This is a genomic window from Jeongeupia sp. USM3 (assembly GCF_001808185.1).
Taxonomy (GTDB): Bacteria; Pseudomonadota; Gammaproteobacteria; order Burkholderiales; family Chitinibacteraceae; genus Jeongeupia.
Genome location: NZ_CP017668.1, coordinates 3632920 through 3648797, shown reverse-complemented (window position 1 = coordinate 3648797; position 15878 = coordinate 3632920). Strand labels below are relative to the sequence as shown.

Annotated in this window: 16 protein-coding genes and 1 tRNA gene; 10 read left to right on the top strand and 7 right to left on the bottom strand. The window is 67.4% G+C overall.

The window, feature by feature from the left end; translation table 11 throughout:
* Window positions 1–5 precede the first annotated feature (5 nt).
* The 4 genes from BJP62_RS17145 to BJP62_RS17130 all read left to right on the top strand — a co-directional run bounded on the left by BJP62_RS17145 (window position 6) and on the right by BJP62_RS17130 (window position 2513).
* Window positions 6–368: a nucleotide pyrophosphohydrolase gene (locus BJP62_RS17145; RefSeq protein WP_070531764.1), complete on the top strand. Its 363-nt coding sequence runs from the start codon at window positions 6–8 to the stop codon at window positions 366–368.
* A gap of 67 nt (window positions 369–435) precedes the next feature.
* Window positions 436–1110: a dethiobiotin synthase gene (bioD, locus tag BJP62_RS17140; RefSeq protein ID WP_070531761.1), complete on the top strand. Its 675-nt coding sequence runs from the start codon at window positions 436–438 to the stop codon at window positions 1108–1110.
* 69 nt (window positions 1111–1179) lie between these two features.
* The gene (locus BJP62_RS17135) at window positions 1180–1755 is read left to right on the top strand and encodes an SCO family protein (RefSeq protein WP_083300998.1); all 576 of its coding nucleotides are present in this window, start codon (window positions 1180–1182) and stop codon (window positions 1753–1755) included.
* 8 nt (window positions 1756–1763) lie between these two features.
* Window positions 1764–2513, top strand: coding sequence for a flagellar brake protein (locus BJP62_RS17130; RefSeq protein ID WP_168163852.1), 750 nt, complete (start codon window positions 1764–1766; stop codon window positions 2511–2513).
* Here BJP62_RS17130 and BJP62_RS17125 read toward each other — a convergent pair.
* Window positions 2510–3430 carry an NAD(P)-dependent oxidoreductase gene (locus BJP62_RS17125; RefSeq protein WP_070531756.1) on the bottom strand — a complete coding sequence of 307 codons (921 nt, stop codon included), beginning with the start codon at window positions 3428–3430 and terminating at the stop codon, window positions 2510–2512. The two genes, BJP62_RS17130 and BJP62_RS17125, sit on opposite strands and share 4 nt — an antisense overlap.
* 15 nt (window positions 3431–3445) lie before the next feature.
* Between BJP62_RS17125 and BJP62_RS17120 the strand changes: the two genes are divergently transcribed.
* Window positions 3446–4468: a CDP-6-deoxy-delta-3,4-glucoseen reductase gene (locus BJP62_RS17120; protein WP_070531753.1), complete on the top strand. Its 1023-nt coding sequence runs from the start codon at window positions 3446–3448 to the stop codon at window positions 4466–4468.
* A 73-nt stretch (window positions 4469–4541) separates the two neighbouring features.
* Here BJP62_RS17120 and BJP62_RS17115 read toward each other — a convergent pair whose 3' ends face one another.
* From BJP62_RS17115 to BJP62_RS19200, 4 genes are all read right to left on the bottom strand, one after another.
* The gene (locus tag BJP62_RS17115) at window positions 4542–5423 is read right to left on the bottom strand and encodes a metal ABC transporter substrate-binding protein (RefSeq protein ID WP_205700927.1); all 882 of its coding nucleotides are present in this window, start codon (window positions 5421–5423) and stop codon (window positions 4542–4544) included.
* Between the two features lie 61 nt (window positions 5424–5484).
* Window positions 5485–6351, bottom strand: coding sequence for a metal ABC transporter permease (locus BJP62_RS17110; protein WP_070531748.1), 867 nt, complete (start codon window positions 6349–6351; stop codon window positions 5485–5487).
* The gene (locus BJP62_RS17105) at window positions 6348–7064 is read right to left on the bottom strand and encodes a metal ABC transporter ATP-binding protein (RefSeq protein WP_070531745.1); all 717 of its coding nucleotides are present in this window, start codon (window positions 7062–7064) and stop codon (window positions 6348–6350) included. Before BJP62_RS17105 ends, BJP62_RS17110 begins: the two co-directional genes overlap by 4 nt.
* Window positions 7061–7183: a hypothetical protein gene (locus BJP62_RS19200; RefSeq protein WP_257785848.1), complete on the bottom strand. Its 123-nt coding sequence runs from the start codon at window positions 7181–7183 to the stop codon at window positions 7061–7063. The genes BJP62_RS17105 and BJP62_RS19200 overlap by 4 nt, the downstream gene beginning before the upstream one ends.
* 190 nt (window positions 7184–7373) lie before the next feature.
* Between BJP62_RS19200 and BJP62_RS17100 the strand changes: the two genes are divergently transcribed.
* The 4 genes from BJP62_RS17100 (at window position 7374) to BJP62_RS17085 (ending at window position 10205) form a co-directional block, all read left to right on the top strand.
* Window positions 7374–7449, top strand: a tRNA-Thr gene (locus BJP62_RS17100).
* A 106-nt stretch (window positions 7450–7555) separates the two neighbouring features.
* Window positions 7556–8185 carry a ProQ/FINO family protein gene (locus tag BJP62_RS17095; RefSeq protein WP_070531743.1) on the top strand — a complete coding sequence of 210 codons (630 nt, stop codon included), beginning with the start codon at window positions 7556–7558 and terminating at the stop codon, window positions 8183–8185.
* A gap of 134 nt (window positions 8186–8319) precedes the next feature.
* Window positions 8320–9243 (top strand): Gfo/Idh/MocA family oxidoreductase, encoded by a 924-nt coding sequence (locus BJP62_RS17090; RefSeq protein ID WP_070531741.1) that lies wholly within the window; start codon window positions 8320–8322, stop codon window positions 9241–9243.
* Window positions 9240–10205, top strand: a complete 966-nt coding sequence (locus BJP62_RS17085) for a Gfo/Idh/MocA family protein (protein ID WP_070531738.1) — start codon at window positions 9240–9242, stop codon at window positions 10203–10205. Before BJP62_RS17090 ends, BJP62_RS17085 begins: the two co-directional genes overlap by 4 nt.
* Window positions 10206–10214: 9 nt before the next feature.
* Here the strand turns inward: BJP62_RS17085 and BJP62_RS17080 are convergent, their stop codons facing one another.
* On the bottom strand, window positions 10215–11024 hold the full coding sequence (locus BJP62_RS17080) for a carboxylesterase (protein ID WP_070531734.1): 810 nt from the start codon (window positions 11022–11024) through the stop codon (window positions 10215–10217).
* A 4-nt stretch (window positions 11025–11028) separates the two neighbouring features.
* The gene (locus BJP62_RS17075; RefSeq protein ID WP_083300995.1) at window positions 11029–12315 is read right to left on the bottom strand and encodes an MASE1 domain-containing protein; all 1287 of its coding nucleotides are present in this window, start codon (window positions 12313–12315) and stop codon (window positions 11029–11031) included.
* Between the two features lie 692 nt (window positions 12316–13007).
* Between BJP62_RS17075 and mgtA the strand changes: the two genes are divergently transcribed.
* Entirely contained in the window at window positions 13008–15701 is a 2694-nt protein-coding gene (gene mgtA, locus BJP62_RS17070; RefSeq protein WP_070531729.1) for a magnesium-translocating P-type ATPase, read from the top strand.
* The last annotated feature ends 177 nt before the right edge of the window (window positions 15702–15878 follow it).

The window sequence follows — 15878 nt, the reverse complement described above, 5'->3', positions numbered from 1 at the left end:
GTGCCATGAATACCATCGAATTGCAGTCGCGACTGCGCGCTTTCAGCCTTGAGCGCGACTGGGACCAGTTCCATACGCCGAAGAACCTCGCCAGCGCGCTGTCGGTCGAAGCCGCCGAGCTGCTCGAGCTGTTCCAGTGGCTGACGCCCGAGCAATCGCAGTCGCTCTGTGCCGAGCCCGAATTCGCGACCCGGCTCGGCGAGGAAGTCGCCGACGTACTGCTCTACCTGCTGCGGCTGGCCGACGTCACCGGGCTCGACCTGAACGCCGTGGTCGAGCGCAAGCTGAAGCTCAACGCCGAGAAGTACCCGGTCGAACTGGCGCGCGGCCATGCGCGCAAGCTCGATGCGACCAAGGACACGCCGTGATCAGTTCCCTGATCGCCGTCCCTGATGGACTGCGCGGGTCGATCAAGATCGCACGCAAGGATGGTCAATGAAAACCTACTTCATCACCGGCACCGATACCGACGTCGGCAAGACGGTCGCCACCTGCCAGCTGTTGCGGGGCTTTGCCGCCCAGGGCTTGCGCGCGGTGGCGATGAAGCCGGTCGCCTCGGGCTGTACCGTGCTTGATGGCGAACTCGTCAACGCCGATGTCGAAGCGCATCGTGCAGCCGGCAACGTTGTCGTTCCCGCCGAACTCGCCAACCCCTACCGCTTCGCGCCACCGATCTCGCCGCATCTCGCCGCGCGCGAGGCCGGCGTCGCGGTGTCGCTCGACCATCTCGCCGCCTGTGCGGCACAGTTGCAGGCGATGTGCGACGTGCTGCTGATCGAAGGCGCCGGTGGCTGGCATGCGCCGCTGACCATGGATGCCGACATGCAGGTATTGGCGCAGCGCTTCGGTGCGCCGGTGATCCTCGTCGTCGGCATGCGCCTCGGCTGCCTGAATCACGCGCTGTTGTCGGCCAACGCCATCGTCGCCGCCGGCCTGCCGCTGGCGGGCTGGATCGCCAATCGCATCGACCCCGGCATGGACCGCTATGACGACAACCTGGCCTGGCTGCGGCAGCATCTGCCTGCGCCGCTGCTCGGCGAGATCGCCCATGCGGCCGATGCCGTCGACGGCTGCCTGAACACACCGGCGGTGGCGCAACTGGCGACGTAAGTTTCCAACCCGCTTGCCGCCGGCGGCGCGGCATTGCACACTTGGCGGTTTGATCCCGCCCCGGCCATCATGCGCGCCTTCAGACTGCTTCTGACCCTTGCCTTTGCCTTGCTGCTCGCCGCCTGCGGCAAGCCGGCCTCTTTTCAGGGCAGCGATATTTCCGGCGCAAGTTTCGGCGGCGATTTCACGCTGACGGCGCAGGATGGCAAGCCGCGTAAGCTGTCGGATTTCCACGGCAAGGCCGTCGCACTGTTCTTCGGCTATACCCAGTGCCCCGACGTCTGCCCGACGACGATGGTCGAACTCAAGGACGTGATGAAACAGCTCGGTGCCGACGCCGACAAGGTGCAGGTGCTGTTCGTCAGCGTCGACCCGCTGCGCGACACCACCGCGGTGCTGTCGCAATACGTACCGGCGTTCGATCCGCGCTTCATCGGCCTGACCGGCAGCAGGGCCGACGTCGACAAGGTCGCCGAGCAGTACAAGGTCATCGTCCAGCAGCAGGGCAGCGGCGCCAACTACACCGTCGACCACAGCGCCGGCACCTATCTGATCGACAAGCAGGGCAAGCTGCGCGTGCTGGTCAACTACGGCGCGGGCAGCGCGGTACTGGCCCACGATCTGCGCGCACTCGTCCAGGAATGACCGGCCACATGCAAGACCCGAATCTCCATCCGCTGGCCGAGAGCGACGACCTCGCGGCCTACACGCTGAGCAATCCGCTCGAAGTTGCGGCCGTGCTGCGCAACCTGATGAACCGCGGCGATTTTGTGACGATCTATTTCGATCACGGCAAGTCGATGCTGACGACGCGCATCCTCGATGTCGACGCCAAGGCGCGGCGCTTCCGCTTCGACTGGGCCGGCCAGGACGCGATCAACCGCGCCTTGCAGGCATCGCCGCGCAACGTGTTCGTCGCGCTGCCCGACGGCGTCAAGGTGCAGTTCGTCTGCACGGCACCAACCATCGTCCAGCACGACGACTCGCCGGCGTTCGAAGCCGCGCTGCCGGAACAGCTCGTCAAGCTGCAGCGGCGCGAGTTCTTCCGGCTGCAGACGCCGATCGTCAACCCGTACCGCTGTCGCGTCACCCTGCCCGACGGCAGCGCCGCCGGTTTCAACCTGCACGACATCTCGCTCGGCGGCGTCGGGCTGTGGGCCGGCGCAATCAACGTCGGTCTGCTCGCACGCGGCGACGTCCTGCGCGGCGCAACGCTCGAACTCGGCGCCGGCGTGACTTTCCAGACCGACCTGTCGGTGCGCGGCACCCGCACCGTGCTGCTGCCGCAAGGCGAGCAGCGGCTGCTCGGCTGCCAGTTCGTCTCGCTGCCGCGCGGCGCCGAAGCGGCGTTGCAGCGGCAGATCGCCCAGCTCGAACGCGAGCGCCGGGCGCTGACCGGCTAGTCGTCAGCCTGCTGCGCCGCCAGCCAGGCCTCGACGCAGGGCCAGCGCAGCCGTAGCCGCAGCTCGCGCCTGATCCGACCATTGTCGAGCCGGCGCGATTCATTCAGATAACTCAGCAGCCCCGGCGACACCTGCGCCTGCGCGTCGGCACGGCTGACGCGCGGCACCCGCGGCAGGCCGAGCAGGTCGGCGACCTGATCGAACCAGTCGCCCATCCTGCCCGGCGCGTCGTCGCTGGCGTTGTACGCGCGCAGCGGCCTGGCGCGGAACAGCGCCAGACAGACCGCGTGCGCCAGATCGTCGGCGTGGATGTGGTTCGAGTAGCTGTCCTCGGCAGCGGCAATCGCCGGCTCGCCGCGGCGGATGCGCGCTTCGGGCAGCCGCCCTTCGGCGTAGATGCCCGGCGCGCGCAACAGGGCCAGCCGGACGTGCCGGCGTCGCGCAAACGCGCGCAGCGCGGCCTCGGCGTCGGCCCGGCGCCGGGCGCGTGACGAATCGGGCCGGAGGGCGCGCGCTTCGGCTATCCACGCGCCGTCGACATCGCCGTAAACACCGCTGGTCCCGATGTAAGCCAGCCGGCCCGGCGCAACATGGCGCTGTGATAAACTGGCCCGGTTCGGCCGCGCCAGCGCGGCCAGCAGCCGGCGGGTACGCGGATCGCGGTTTCCGTCCGCGGGCGGCGGTGCGCTGTGGATCACCCAGCGCGCAAGCCCGGCCAGCCGCAGCGGAATGCCTGCATCGAGATCGGCAGCGACCGGAATGGCACCGAGCGCACGCAGGCGCGCCGCCGATTCATTCGAACGCACGCTGACGTAGAGGCGGAACCGCCGCGAGAGCCACGGCAAGGCCCGCGCCATCACGTCGCCACAACCGACGATCAGCAGCCGCGGTTTGAGTTTCGGTTTACGCAAGATCATCCAACAGACGAAGACATGTCGAAGCAACTTACCATCCTGCCTTCGGGCCAGCAAATCAGCCTCGAAGGCGACGAAACCTTCCTCGATGCCGCGATGCGCAGCGGTTTCAATATGCCCTACGGCTGCAAGAACGGCGCCTGCGGCGCGTGCAAGGGCCAGGTCGTGTCGGGCGAGGTCGCGCACGGCCCGCACGCCGAATCGGCACTGTCGCAGACCGAACGCGAGCGCGGGCTGGCGCTGTTCTGCTGCGCGACGGCCGTCTCCGACGCGGTGACGATCGAATGCCGCGAGGTCGCCGCAACCAAGGACATCCAGATCAAGACGCTGCCGTGCCGGGTGCAGAAGATCGACAAGGTTTCGCACGACGTCGCCGTGCTGTCGCTGAAACTGCCGGCGACCGAGCGGATGCAGTTCCTCGCCGGCCAGTACATCGACATCCATACCAAGACCGGCAAGAAGCGCAGCTTCTCGATTGCCAACGCGCCGCACGATTCCGAGTACCTGCAGCTGCACATCCGCCACGTGCCGGGCGGCGATTTCTCCGAATACGTGTGGAACGAGCTGAAGGAACGCGAGATCTTCCGCTTTACCGGGCCGCTCGGTTCGTTCTTCCTGCGCGAGGACAGCGACAAGCCGATCATCTTCCTCGCCACCGGTACCGGCTTCGCACCGATCAAGGGCATTCTCGAGCACGCCTTCAACAAGGGCATCCGGCGCGAAATGATCCTCTACTGGGGCGCGCGCACCGTCGACGACTACTACATGACCGAGCTGACCGATGCATGGCAGCGCGAGCATCCGAACTTCACCTTCATCCCGGTGCTGTCCGAACCCAAGGGCGAATGGCCGGGGCGGACCGGCTTCCTGCACGACGCGGTGATGGACGACTTCGGCAACCTTTCCGGCTGGCAGGTCTACGCTTGCGGCGCGCCAGTGATGGTCGAGGCGGCGTACCAGCACTGCGTCGCCCGCGGCCTGCCCGGCGACGAATTCTTCTCGGATGCGTTCTTCTCGTCGAAGGACGTGGCCAAGAAGTAGGCGGCCGTGCTCCAAACAAAAAAACCCGGCGTTGCCGGGTTTTTTTGTTGCCGATCGAACGATCACCGTGCGCTTACTTGTTCGCCTTCATCCCTGCGACCAGGGTCGTGATGTTGTGGCGATACATGTTCACGTAGCTGTTGGCCTGCGGATTCTTCGACAACGCGTCCGAGTACAGCTCGCCTTCGAGCGAAGCGCCGGTTTCGCGGCCGATCTGCTCGATCAGCTTGCGGTTGCTGATGTTCTCGACGAACACCGCCTTGATGCCGCTCTGCTTGATCTGGCGGATCAGCTTGCCGACGTCCTTGGCGCTCGCTTCGGCCTCGGTCGACAGGCCCTGCGGCGACAGCAGCGTGATTTTGTAACGCGCGCCGAGATAGCCGAATGCATCGTGGCTGGTGATGACCTTGCGTTTGGCGGCCGGAATCGCCGCAACCTGCGCGTCGGCCCAGCGCGCCAGCTCGGCCAGCTGGCCGTCGTACTTCGCAGCATTCGCCTGATAGACACCGGCGCCGGCCGGGTCGATCTTCGCCAGCGCCGCGGCGATGTTCTTCACCATCAGCCGCGCGTTGTCGACGTCCTGCCACGCATGCGGATCGGTGCCGTGGTCGTGGCCATGATCATCGTGACCCTCCCCCGCCATCGCGCGCGGCTTGATGCCGTCCGACACGGTCACAACCGTTCCCTTGTACTTGCTCGATGCGGTCAGCCGCTTCATCCAGCCTTCGAATCCGAGGCCGTTGACGAAGAACACTCGGCTCTTGGCCAGCGTGCCGACATCGGCCGGCGTCGGCTGGTACACGTGCGCATCGCCGTCGGCGCCGACCAGCGTCGTCACCTTGACCCGGTCACCGCCGACGTTCTGCACCAGATCGCCAAGAATGCTGAAGCTGGCGACCACCGGCAAGGGTTCGGCCGCCCGGGCGGCGCCGCTCAAACCGATGAGCAACCCCATTGCAAACAGCCTGCCAAGCATGCCGCGACGAATCATTTTCAACTCCCTACCAGACAGAATCCTAGCGTGTGTCGGCCTGTGCGCCGCGCTGTCCGCGCCAGCCGTGCGGCGCCACCGTCAGCGACACCAGATAGAACAGGCTGGCGACCAGCACGATGGCCGGGCCCGACGGCAGGCCGGCGTGGTACGACACCAGCAGCCCGCCGACCGTCGACACCAGCCCGACCACCCAGGCGATGCCCATCAACCCCGGCAGCGTATCGGCCCACAAGCGCGCAACCGTCGCCGGCAGCATCATCAGCCCGATCGCCATCAGCGTGCCCATCGCCTGGAAACCGGCAACGAGGTTGAGCACCGTCAGCACGATCAGCCCCAGGTGATACGGACTGCCGCCACGGCCGGCCGCGGCCAGAAAACCCGGGTCGACGCATTCAAGCACCACACCGCGATAGCACAGCGCCAGCCACGCGATACTGATCGTCGCCACCGCGGCGACGACGTAAAGCGCAGCGTCGTCGATCGCCAGCACCGAGCCGAACAGCAAATGGATCAGATCGACCTGGCTGCCCCAGCGCGAAATCAGCACCACGCCAAGCGCCAGCGCCATCAGGTAGAAACCGGCGAAGCTCGCGTCCTCGTTCAGCACCGTGTAGCGCCCGGCCACCCCGGCCAGCACGGCGACCAGCAGCGCCGCGACAATGCCGCCGCCGGCAAGCCACGGCAGCGCGAAACCGCCGATCAGATAACCGACCGCCGCACCCGGCAGCACCGCGTGCGACAGCGCGTCGCCCATCAGACTCATCCGCCGCAGCACCAGCAACACCCCGACCGGCGCGCAGCTCAGCGCCAGCACCACGCAGCCGACCAGCGCGCGGCGCATGAAGTCGAACTCGGCAAACGGAGAAATCAGCAATTCGTTCAGGCTCACGATCCCGCCTCCTCGGCCAGCGGGTTCACCCACAGCGAATGGCCGGTAAACCCGATCTCGGCGCGCGCCGCGGCCAGCACCGTCGGTGTCGCGCCCCACGCCTGCACGGTGCCCGAGAGCAGCAGCGTTTCGTCAAAATGCCGCGACACCAGATCGAGGTCGTGCATCACCGCAATCACGGTCCGCCCCTCGATCTGCCAGTCGGTCAGCTGCTTGAGCAGCAGATCGCGACTCGCCGGGTCCAGATTGTTGAGCGGTTCGTCGAGCAGCAGCACCGGCGCGTCCTGCACCATCAGCCGCGCAAAGCGCGCGCGCTGCAGCTGCCCGCCCGACAGCGTGCCGATCGGCCGGTTCGCCAGCTCGGCCAGCCCCATGTGGCCGAGCGCATGCGCCGCCCTGTCCTGCTCGGTACGATCGAGCCGGCGCCACGCCCCGCTGCGCCGCCAGCTGCCCGACAGCGCCAGCTCGGCCACCGTCATCGGAAACTGCCGGTCGAGCTCGGTCCGTTGCGGCAGATAGGCAACGCGCTCCGGCGCATGGATCAGTCCCGACGCCAGCGGCTGCAGGCCGGCCATCGCCTTGAGCAGCGTCGTCTTGCCGGCACCGTTCGGGCCGACGATCGCCGTCGACCGCCCGGTTGCGAACGTGCCGCAGACCTCGGCCACCGCCAGCCGCTGGCGATACTTCACGCAGACGTGATCGAGCGTGATCATTGCAGCGACCACGCGACCAGCGCCCAGACGAGCGCGATCAGCGGTGAAACCAGCAACAGCCGCTGCCCGGCGCCGAGCGCGAAAAGCCAGCTCGCCAGCCGCCGCGGCGCGCTGGACATCGTGTTGTGAGCTTGATGGGTCATCGTATTGTTGCCCGATATGGCGGATAATCCGCGACGGACGAGCTCGATCCAGTTGCAACTTGATTGCATTTTAGCGGCGAAACGGCCGGCTGTGAATCGCCGCAATCGTACCGACCGGCCAAGGGAGTTCCCAAGCGCGCGCCAAGCGGCTAGAATGCCGCTCTTCGCCGGTGTAGCTCAGTTGGTAGAGCACCTGACTTGTAATCAGGGGGTCGCGAGTTCGAATCCTGCCGCCGGCACCAGTACCAACAAGGGCTTAGCTGCGGCTAGGCCCTTTGTCTTTGTGGTGTTGATTAGAAATCTGTCTAATAACACCCATAGCTGCACACCCGCGCAAACGGAGGCGTCATGACCGAGACATCCAACCGCAAACAGAGAATGGCCGAGGAACGCCAGGCCGCGTTTGCGCTGCTGGCCGAACACTGGCCCGCCGTGTTCGATCTCAAGCAAACCAAGCCGCTGGCGCTCGACACCCGTGACCGGCTCAAGGCCGAATGCGAGGCCAAGGGGCTGGACGCCGACAAGATCGCGCGTGCGGTGTTCCTGTGGGTGCGCCGCCCGGCCTACCAGGCGGCGATGGCCGCCGGCGGCCAGCGCTATGCGCTCGACGGTACGCCGAGCGGCGAAATGACCGAAGAACAGCAGGCGCACGCCGCTGCCGCTTCGGCTGCCATCCAGGCACGCATCAAGGCGGCCAACGAGGCGCGGATCACCGCAGCCCGCGAAGCACGCCGGGCCGAGCACGAAGCACGCCGTGCGGAACAGGAAGCGCGCCGCGCGGAGCGGGCCAAGGAAGCACCGAAGCCGCGTCCGGCCGGTACGAGACCGGCAGGCAAGGATGGCGCGGCAAAGCCGGGCAAGCCGGCGCAGGCGCGCAACAGGCCGGCCAAGCCGCAAGCCCCCCGGCAGGACCGCCCCTTGCCCGATACCGCCATGGCCAGCGCGCTGGCCGCCGTGCTGGGCCGCAAGACTTCCTGACGCGTCGCGCGTCGCCCTCCATGCAAGCGGCACGACGGCCCACGCCGTTTTGCCGAGCTTGCAGACCTGAATCCCCACCCTTTTCCCGATAGCCGCCACCGCGCACAATGAGCCCAATCCATAAGGAAACGCTCATGAATGGCGCACATCACCGGTCGCTGCGTCTTGGCATCGTCGGCTGCGACCCGGCGAGCCACGGGCTCATGTGGGCCAGACAATGGCATCGGCAACCCGAACACGGGCTGATCGCGGCGTGTATCTGGGATGCCGACCGGGACATCGCCGCCGCACTGGCAACGGAAACCGGCGCCCGGATCGCTCCCTCGGCCGAGGCGGCCGGCGATGGGTGCGACGGCATCGTGATCGCCAGCCTCGACCCGCGCGACTACCTCGCGCTGGCCCGCCCCCACCTGATCGCCGGCCGGCGCGTCTTCCTGAACCGGCCGATGGCCGGCAGCCCTGCCGATGCCCGCGAACTGCTGGCGCTCGCCGACCGGCATGGCGGCGCGGTCTATTCGGCGTCCGCCCTGCTGCACACCCACGCTGCGGCCACCGTCAGGCAGGCACTCGCCGACCTGGGCGCCTTGCGTTTTTTCACGCTGACCGGCCCGACCGACACCGCCGACTGGTATCTGCCGCATCTTTACGCCTGCCTCGCAAGCACCCTGGGGCCGGGGCTGGCGCGCATCGTCCATGCCGAACTGCCGTGCACCGACGGCGACCCGCACCGGCTGCACGCACCGGCCAGCGTCATCGTCGAATACGCGGCCGACGCAGCCATCGGCCCGGTACGCGGCGTGCTGTCGCTGCTGGGCCCGGACAGCGACTGGTACGGTTTCACGCTGAAGCTGTACGGCCAGAAGCAATCGGCGGCCGAGATCGATTTCGATGTCGGCTATGCGCTGCTGTTCGCGCAGATGCGCCGCTTTTTCGCCGAAGGCGCGCTGCCGGTTTCACCCTCGCTGATGCTCGAGCAGGTCGATGCCCATTACGCAACGCTGGCGGCCGCACGCCTCGGCACACCGGTCTCGCTGGCCATGATGAGGACTTCCCCATGATGCACTTCCGCCTCGGGCTGATCGGCTGCGGCCAGTTCGGCATGTTTCTGGCGCAGACCGCCGTACAGAGCGGCCGGGCACGCATTGTCGCCGTCACCGATGTCGATCCGGCCCGCGGCGCCAAGGCCGCGGCGCAGTTCGGCGCCCGTGCCTGCGCGGACGACGCGGCGCTGCTGGGCCAGCCCGGGCTCGACGCGGTGCTGATCGCCACGCCGCCGGCACAGCATCGCGACAACGCGATCCGCGCCGCCCGGAGCGGCAAGGCACTGTTCCTGGAAAAGCCGATGGCGCTGGGCAATGCCGCTTGCGAAGCCATCAACGCCGCGGCTGCCGAATCCGGCGCCCCGCTGATGGTCGGCCATGTGCTGCGCTGGTTCGAGCCTTACCGCGCCATTGCCGACCTGTACCGTTCGGGGCGGCTGGGGCGGGCGCTGCATCTGTCGTTCTGGCGGCTGGAGCACGACTTCCTGGGCATCTCGCCGTGGAAAGGCCAGCGTGCCGGCAGCGGTGGCTATCTGTACGAAGTGGCGGCGCACGAGCTCGACTGGCTGCGCACGCTGCTCGGCGAGCCCGAAGCGATCGGAACGCAGATCAGCAAGCGGCTGCCGTCGCCGCACGAGCTCGAGGACACCGTCGCGCTGCAGCTGCGCTTTGCCGACGGCGCCAGCGCGCACTACCTCGGCGGCACCGCCTTCCCCGACAACAGCCACGGCTTCTGCCTGCGTTTCGAGCATGCCACGATCAGCAGCGATGCCGCTTTCGACCCGGCACGGGTCCGGCTTGCGTCGCCAGCCGGCCTGACACTGGACGACCTCGCCTTCTCGACGGTCGACCCGTACCGGCAGGAGCTCGACGCTTGGTTCGACAGCCTCGCTGCCGGACGTCCCGCGCCGGTCACCGGCACCGATGCGGCGGCCACCGTGCGGCTGATCGAGTCGGCCTACCGCGCCGGCGGCTGGTAGCCCGGCGAATCAGCCGCGCGCGCGGGTCCGCACCCTGACGACGGAAGGGTCGAGCTCGAGGTGCCTGAGCATCTCGATCGCGACCTGATCGCGGTCGTTGTCGACGCAGATCATGTGGTAGCTGTTTTCCAGCAGCACCATCCGCGCCATCCCGCCCATTTCGCGTACCAGAAACTCGGCCGAACGTGGGCTGGTCAGGTCGTCCTCGCGGGCGTGGATGATCAGCGTCGGGCTGCGCACCGCGGCCAGCCCCTTGCTCACCCAGCGCCGCAGCCGGTCGACCTGTTTGATGCACGCCAGCGGCACCCACGGGTAGTGGAAATCGTCGCCGCGTTCGAACTTGGCCTTGACGATGCTGCGCACGAGGTCGTTCTTGACGCCGAACGGTTCTTCTTCGGCGATCTTCATGCTGCGGGCAAAGTACGGAATCCGGTAAACAACGTGGCGGAAAATCCAGTACCACGGCGTCGCCCAGCCGTCGAGGAACACCGGCGGCGCCAGCAGCACCAGCTTGCCGGACGGCTGCTCGATGCGCTTGAGCGCCTCGACCGAAATCAGCGAACCGAGACACATCGAAACCACGTGCAGCGTCGGATGTTGCGCAGCCAGCTCTCGGTAGCGCGCTTCGACCGTTTCGACCCAGTCCTCTGCGCGAACATCGAGCAGGTCTTCGGGCTTGCCGCTATGGCCCGGCAGCGTCACCGTGTACGGTTCGACGCCGGCACGCTTGAGGATCTTGTGCAGCGAGCCGAGGTCGTACTGCGTGCCGCCGAGCCCGTGGACCAGCAGCACGCCGACGGGTGTGTCCGCGGAGTCCATCGCCTCAGTCCTGTCCGGCATCGCGCTCGTCTAGCCGCAGCAGGCCGCCGATCCGGTAGACGGTGTCGTCGAAATCGACCACCGGCGCGCCGATGTCCTGCAGGGTCACGTAGTCGTTGTAGCCGGTCAGGAAGCGGAATCGCTGGGTCAGCGCGCCGGTATCGCCATTGCCGCGTTGCTCGGCATAGGCCGCGACGCGCGCCCGGTCGTCCGGATGCACGCGCTCGAGAAAGGCCGTCAGGGTCGGCAGCTCGGCCGGCTCGAGGCCGAGCAGCTCGCCAAGCTGCCCCGCCCAGACCGCGCTGCCGTTGCGCGGGTCGACCTCGTACATCAGTTGACGGGTGCCGAGCAGCATGCCTTCGGACCGCACCTTCCACGCCAGCGCCTCGCGCAGCGCCTCGTCGCGGCTGGCGTTCATCGCCGCCATCAGCAGCCCGAGCAAGGCTGCCGCGCCGAGGTAGAGCTGGACTTCGAGCAAGGGGTTGCCGAGCAGGCCGGCCGACGCGGCAAACGGCCCCTCGCCCTGATAGGTGTTGAGCCCGGCGATCCCGGCGAGCACGACCAGCGCCAGCGTCATCCCGCGGCGCTGCCACGCCATCGCGATCAGCACGACGAACAGCAACGGCAGGTAGGACAGCTCGTACTGGGTCGAGGCGAGCACCGACGTCGCGGTCGGCCCGTCGAACGCCAGCTCGGCCGACACGATCAGCGCAACGAAGCCGAGCAGCCCCTGCCATGCGATCCGCCGCGGCGCACCGGCCGAACGGGCCGGCTGAAAACCCGCCCAGGCAACGACCAGCGGCGCGCCGATCAGCGCGCCGACGCCGTCCGAAATGGCAAAGACCATCGGGTTCAGCCTGACCGATACGAAACCGAAACCGTGCAGCGCCGCAATCGACGCGTAGGCGCCGGCGATGCTGCCGGCCAGCACCAGCAGCACGAACCAGAACAGGCTGTCCGGCCGTGTCAGCGACGCCGGCTCGCCGGCCTTGCGCCGCCACGCGGCGGCGATACCGGCCATGATCAGCAGATTGAGCACCGACAGCAGCAGGGAAACCGCCGGCGGCCGGCCGTGCAGCAGCGCGATCCCGGCATGCAGCGCGACGGTCACAAGGCCCCAGACCGGCCACTGCCGGTACGGCGCGAGCATCAGCGTACCGAGCACGATGCCGGCGGCCGGCCAGACGATGGTCGAGTGCGTCACCGGATCGCGCGTGCTCATGCTGAACAGCGCCAGCAGGCCGTAGACGACGATGAAAAGCAAAAGGCGGGAAAGCGGGGGTATGCGCATGGGAACGATCCATCGGGTACGGAAGGCCGGCGCCGTAGCGGCCCCGGCCACGGGGTCTGCCTTGGACGGGCCGCCTGCGGCGACCCGGTCAATATAGGTACGGGGCAGCTTTGCAGCCGAAGCTTAAGCCACGATGAAGCCCGCCCCTGCTGCCGCAGGCGCAGCCGGTGCACCGCCGCACGGCAATACGCCCGCAGCCGGCGCCATCCGGGCCTGATCCGGACGCCGGCTGGTTCTGCCCCGGAGACCGGCCGGTACATCGTTGGCATGGTGAAAATGTCACGAAACCGGCGCATGCCCCGATGAAAACGGCGCCGGACGCCTTTGCCGCGCCCTCGGCGCTGGACAGTACGGCCGGAATCGGTATACCTTGCGCCGGTCTTTTTAGATGGAGTTCCCTCGTGGAAAGTGGTTCTAGTCGCCGATTGCATATCGGTCGCTAGCGGCGAGGTCAACGCAGGTCTTCCCCTGCCGCTGCCCTTGCCGATCTGGCGGGTAGTGGCGTCTTCCGGATCCGGCGGATCCGTTCTTCTCCCTTCCTGAATTCTGTTCGTTCGTGTCGCCCTCGGCGATGACGGCTTGCGCCCGGCTTTGACCGGCACCGCAAGAAGCGCTGCTGCGCCCGTTGTCTGCCGTGTCGGCGCGACCCGTACAAGCCGGGCGCCTGCGTGCGTCCCGGCCGGGGAAGTACTATGCGTTTCATCAAACTGCGCGTTCTCGCGTTCCTGCAAAAGGGCCTGTCGGCCCGCCAACTGCGGCGTCTGGCGCTGCTCGACGTGCTGCGCGGCCAGGCCGTCGGCCAGTCGGTGTCGTCGCAACTGTCCGGGCGGCTGATCGCCCTCTCCCACCTCGTTCCGGCCGCCGTGCTCAAGCGGCTCGACAGCCGCGCCGACGGCCTCGCGACCGGCGAAGCCGACGCCAAGCGCGAGCGCACCGGCCCGAACGAGGTCGAGCACGAAAAGCCGATGCCGTGGTGGACCCACCTGTGGCTGTGCTTCCGCAACCCGTTCAACGTGCTGCTGACGGTGCTGGCACTGATCTCGGCGGCCACCGACGACATGAAGGCCACCGTCGTCATCGCGGCCATGGTCGGCATCTCGACGGTGCTGCGCTTCGTGCAGGAAAAGCGCTCGAACAGCGGCGCCGACCGGCTCAAGGCCATGGTCAGCAATACCGCGACGGTACTGCGGGGCGGTGCCCGGCTGGAGCTGCCAATTCGTGACTTGGTGCCGGGCGACATCGTCCAGCTCTCGGCCGGCGACATGATTCCGGCCGACCTGCGCGTGCTGGCTGCCAAGGACCTGTTCGTCAGCCAGGCGGCGCTGACCGGCGAATCGTTGCCGGTCGAGAAGTTTGCCGACCAGCCCGACCATGCCGAACGCAACCCGCTGGCGCTGGCCAACCTGTGCTTCATGGGCACCAACGTCGTCAGCGGCTCGGCCACGGCGCTGGTGATCGGCACCGGCAACCGGACCTACTTCGGCGCGCTGGCCGAGAAGGTCACCGCGCAGGACCGCACACCGACGCAGTTCCAGGCCGGCGTGAACAAGGTCAGCTGGGTGCTGATCCGCTTCATGTTCGTGATGGCGCCGCTGGTGCTGTTCATCAACGGCTTCACCAAGGGCGACTGGACCGAGGCCGCGCTGTTCGCGCTGTCGATCGCCGTCGGCCTGACGCCGGAAATGCTGCCGATGATCGTCACCTCGACGCTGGCCAAGGGCGCGGTGGTGCTGAGCCGCAAGCAGGTCATCGTCAAGCGGCTCGACGCGATCCAGAACTTCGGCGCGATGGACATCCTCTGCACCGACAAGACCGGCACGCTGACGCAGGACCGGATCGCGCTCGAACGCCACACCGACGCCTGGGGCGAGCGCTGCGACGCCGTGCTCGACATGGCCTACCTGAACAGCGCCTACCAGACCGGGCTGAAGAACCTGCTCGACGTCACCGTGCTCGAACACGCCGAACTGCGGGCCGAGTTCGATGCCGATCACGGCTGGGAAAAGGTCGACGAAGTGCCGTTCGATTTCGTCCGGCGGCGGATGTCGGTGGTGGTGAAGCAGCGCGACGACCAGCAACTGTTGATCTGCAAGGGCGCGCTCGAGGAAGTGCTCGCCGCGTGCACCCGCGTGCGCCGCGGCGACGAGACGCTGCCACTCTCCGCCGGCCTGCTGGCGCAGATCCGCGACGTCGCGGCCGGGCTGAACCGCGAGGGACTGCGCGTCGTCGCAGTCGCCAGCAAGCCGGTGCCGCTGGACGTGACGAACTACGGCGTCGCCGACGAGCGCGAGCTGGTGCTCGCCGGCTACATCGCCTTCCTCGATCCGCCGAAGGAAAGCACCGCGCCGGCGCTGAAGGCGCTGAAGGCCAGCGGCGTCGACGTGAAGGTGCTGACCGGCGACAACGAGCTGGTCACGCTCAAGGTCTGCCGCGAGGTCGGCCTGGCCGTGAACGGCGTCGTGCTCGGCGACAGGATCGACGCGATGAGCGATCTGCAATTATCAGCCGTGGCCGAAACCGCGACGGTGTTCGCCAAGCTGACGCCGATGCACAAGGAGCGCATCGTCCGGCTGCTGCGCGAGCGCGGCCACGTCGTCGGCTTCATGGGCGACGGCATCAACGACGCGCCGGCGCTGCGTGCCGCCGACATCGGCATCTCGGTCGACAGCGCCGTCGACATCGCCAAGGAAGCCGCCGACCTGATCCTGCTGGAAAAGAGCCTGCTGGTGCTCGAACAGGGCGTGATCGAAGGCCGCAAGACCTTCGCCAACATGCTCAAGTACATCAAGATGACCGCCAGCTCGAACTTCGGCAACGTGTTCAGCGTGCTGGTCGCCAGCGCCTTCATCCCCTTCCTGCCGATGCTGCCGATGCACCTGCTGGTGCAGAACCTGCTGTACGACATCTCGCAGATCGCCATCCCGTTCGACAACGTTGACGACGAGCTGCTGCAAAAACCGCAACGCTGGAACCCGGACGAGCTGACGCGCTTCATGGTGTGCTTCGGGCCGATCAGCTCGATCTTCGACATCCTGACCTTCGTCGTGATGTGGCACGTATTCGGTGCGAACTCGCCCGAACACCAGACGCTGTTCCAGTCCGGCTGGTTCGTCGTCGGCCTCCTGTCGCAGACGCTCATCGTGCACATGATCCGCACCCGCAAGATCCCGTTCATCCAGAGCCGCGCCGCCTGGCCGCTTATGGCAATGACGGCGGTGATCATGGCGATCGGCATCTTTCTGCCGATGGGCCCGCTGGCCGGCTACTTCAAGCTGCAGGCACTGCCGCTGGCGTACTTCCCGTGGCTGGTCGGCATCCTGCTCGGCTATATGGTGCTGACGCAGGCGATCAAGGGGTTCTACGCCCGCCGCTACGGCTGGCAATAAACGCAACGCTCACAAGGCCGCTGCCGCGTCGTTGTGCCGGCTTGCCGTACTGAACGTACTGTCTCCGCCGGCACGCCTGGCGGCAGGCGCTGCGCTCGGCCTTGTGAACGCTGCGGCGCATGATGACGGGCACCAGCAGCCTGAGGCGAGGCATACCGCGTGGTTCTGCTAGTCAAA

Coding starts and splice junctions, on each gene's coding strand:
- BJP62_RS17145 (WP_070531764.1), top strand. CDS start 6: ATGAATACCATCGAATTGCAGTCGCGACTGCGCGCTTTCAGCCTTGAG.
- bioD (WP_070531761.1), top strand. CDS start 436: ATGAAAACCTACTTCATCACCGGCACCGATACCGACGTCGGCAAGACG.
- BJP62_RS17135 (WP_083300998.1), top strand. CDS start 1,180: ATGCGCGCCTTCAGACTGCTTCTGACCCTTGCCTTTGCCTTGCTGCTC.
- BJP62_RS17130 (WP_168163852.1), top strand. CDS start 1,764: ATGCAAGACCCGAATCTCCATCCGCTGGCCGAGAGCGACGACCTCGCG.
- BJP62_RS17125 (WP_070531756.1), bottom strand. CDS start 3,430: ATGATCTTGCGTAAACCGAAACTCAAACCGCGGCTGCTGATCGTCGGT.
- BJP62_RS17120 (WP_070531753.1), top strand. CDS start 3,446: ATGTCGAAGCAACTTACCATCCTGCCTTCGGGCCAGCAAATCAGCCTC.
- BJP62_RS17115 (WP_205700927.1), bottom strand. CDS start 5,423: ATGGGGTTGCTCATCGGTTTGAGCGGCGCCGCCCGGGCGGCCGAACCC.
- BJP62_RS17105 (WP_070531745.1), bottom strand. CDS start 7,064: ATGATCACGCTCGATCACGTCTGCGTGAAGTATCGCCAGCGGCTGGCG.
- BJP62_RS19200 (WP_257785848.1), bottom strand. CDS start 7,183: ATGTCCAGCGCGCCGCGGCGGCTGGCGAGCTGGCTTTTCGCGCTCGGC.
- BJP62_RS17095 (WP_070531743.1), top strand. CDS start 7,556: ATGACCGAGACATCCAACCGCAAACAGAGAATGGCCGAGGAACGCCAG.
- BJP62_RS17090 (WP_070531741.1), top strand. CDS start 8,320: ATGAATGGCGCACATCACCGGTCGCTGCGTCTTGGCATCGTCGGCTGC.
- BJP62_RS17085 (WP_070531738.1), top strand. CDS start 9,240: ATGATGCACTTCCGCCTCGGGCTGATCGGCTGCGGCCAGTTCGGCATG.
- BJP62_RS17080 (WP_070531734.1), bottom strand. CDS start 11,024: ATGGACTCCGCGGACACACCCGTCGGCGTGCTGCTGGTCCACGGGCTC.
- BJP62_RS17075 (WP_083300995.1), bottom strand. CDS start 12,315: ATGCGCATACCCCCGCTTTCCCGCCTTTTGCTTTTCATCGTCGTCTAC.
- mgtA (WP_070531729.1), top strand. CDS start 13,008: ATGCGTTTCATCAAACTGCGCGTTCTCGCGTTCCTGCAAAAGGGCCTG.